At 72.0% G+C, this 1,645-nt stretch carries 1 protein-coding gene; it reads right to left on the bottom strand.

Annotated features, from left to right (window positions below; genetic code table 11):
• On the bottom strand, nucleotides 1-1,513 hold a 1,513-nt coding region (locus ABZ646_RS46235), incomplete at its 3' end, for a DEAD/DEAH box helicase (RefSeq protein ID WP_360533697.1).
• Nucleotides 1,514-1,645 lie beyond the last annotated feature (132 nt).

Raw genomic sequence — 1,645 nt, 5'->3', positions numbered from 1 at the left:
GCGCGAAGTTCGAGCCCGCGCTGTGCGCGATGTACAACCGGGTCGCCGAGTCGTTCCCGGGCCGCCGCTGCGCCCGGCGGCGCACCCCCGCGCCGCCGGGTCGGCCCTGGCCGCTGCGGCCTCGACGGTCCCGGGACGGCGAAGGAGCGCGGCGGGTGCGTTCCACGACAGGCGCGGTGATGACCACCGGGGCCCCGGAGGGCGCCTGGGCGCCCGTGATGCGGCTCAGCTCCGCCTCGCCCGCGCGGACCGGGGTGATGTGCGGGGTGATGCCGGCCGAGGCCATCAGCCGGTTCATGCCGCGGCGCTGGTGGGGGGTCACCAGCGTGACGACGCTGCCGGACTCCCCGGCGCGGGCCGTACGGCCGCCACGGTGCAGGTAGTCCTTGTGGTCGCTGGGCGGATCCACGTTGACGACCAGGTCGAGGCTGTCGACGTGGATGCCGCGGGCCGCGACGTTGGTGGCCACCAGGACGGTGACGTGACCGTCCTTGAACTGCGCCAGGGTCCGGGTGCGCTGCGACTGGGACCGGCCACCGTGCAGGGCCGCGGCGCGGACACCGCTGTTCAGCAGGTGCTTGGTCAGCCGGTCCACGGCGTGCTTGGTGTCCAGGAACATGATGACGCGGCCGTCCCGGGCCGCGATCTCCGTGGTCGTGCGGTGCTTGTCCGACTCGTGCACGTGGAGTACGTGGTGCTCCATCGTGGTGACGGCACCGGCCGACGGATCGACGGAGTGGACCACCGGGTCGGTCAGGTAGCGGCGGACCAGCAGGTCGACGTTGCGGTCCAGGGTGGCCGAGAACAGCATCCGCTGGCCCTCGGGGCGCACCTGGTCGAGCAGGGCGGTGACCTGGGGCATGAAGCCCATGTCGGTCATCTGGTCGGCCTCGTCGAGCACCGTGATGCCGACATCGTCGAGCCGGCAGTCGCCCCGGTCGATGAGGTCCTTGAGCCGACCGGGCGTCGCGACGACCACCTCCGCGCCGGCACGCAGCGCACCGGCCTGCCTGCCGATGGACATTCCACCGACGACGGTGGCGAGGCGCAGGCACACCGAGCGGGCATAGGGGGCGAGCGCATCGGTGACCTGCTGGGCCAGCTCACGGGTGGGGACGAGGACCAGGGCCAGTGGTCGCCGCGGCTCGGCACGCCGGCCCGTCGTACGGGCCAGTACCGCGAGGCCGAAAGCGAGGGTCTTGCCCGACCCGGTGCGGCCGCGACCCAGTACGTCGCGGCCGGCCAGGGTGTTCGGCAGGGTCGCCCCCTGGATCGGGAACGGTACGGTCACGCCTGCATGGCCGAGCGTGGCCAGCAACGGCGCCGGCATGGAGAGATCCGCGAACGACTCGACAGCCGACAACGCGGGCGTGACCGTCCCCGGCAGAGCGAACTCGCCCCGCGCCTGCTGTCGGTTTCCGTAACCGTCGGAGCGACGCGGAGCGCCGGAGCGGCCCACAGCGACGCCTCCGCCGGGGCGGCCATATGTGCGATTGGTGCGTGTGCGGTTCACGCGGAACCTTCCTGGATGCGGGCACGTATCAAGGAATTTCCGCAGCAGAATGAGCGGCGCAGAGAATCGCGAGAACGGGCCGAAAACAGGGCCGTATCACCCTGAGAATGAAGCGAGCTGGGGCCCGCACCC

Origin of the sequence: Streptomyces sp. NPDC007162, assembly GCF_040634175.1 — a bacterium.
In the GTDB taxonomy this organism is placed as follows: Bacteria; Actinomycetota; Actinomycetes; order Streptomycetales; family Streptomycetaceae; genus Streptomyces.
The sequence above is the reverse complement of the archived record's forward strand: the minus strand, read 5'-3'. Positions and strand labels throughout refer to the sequence as shown.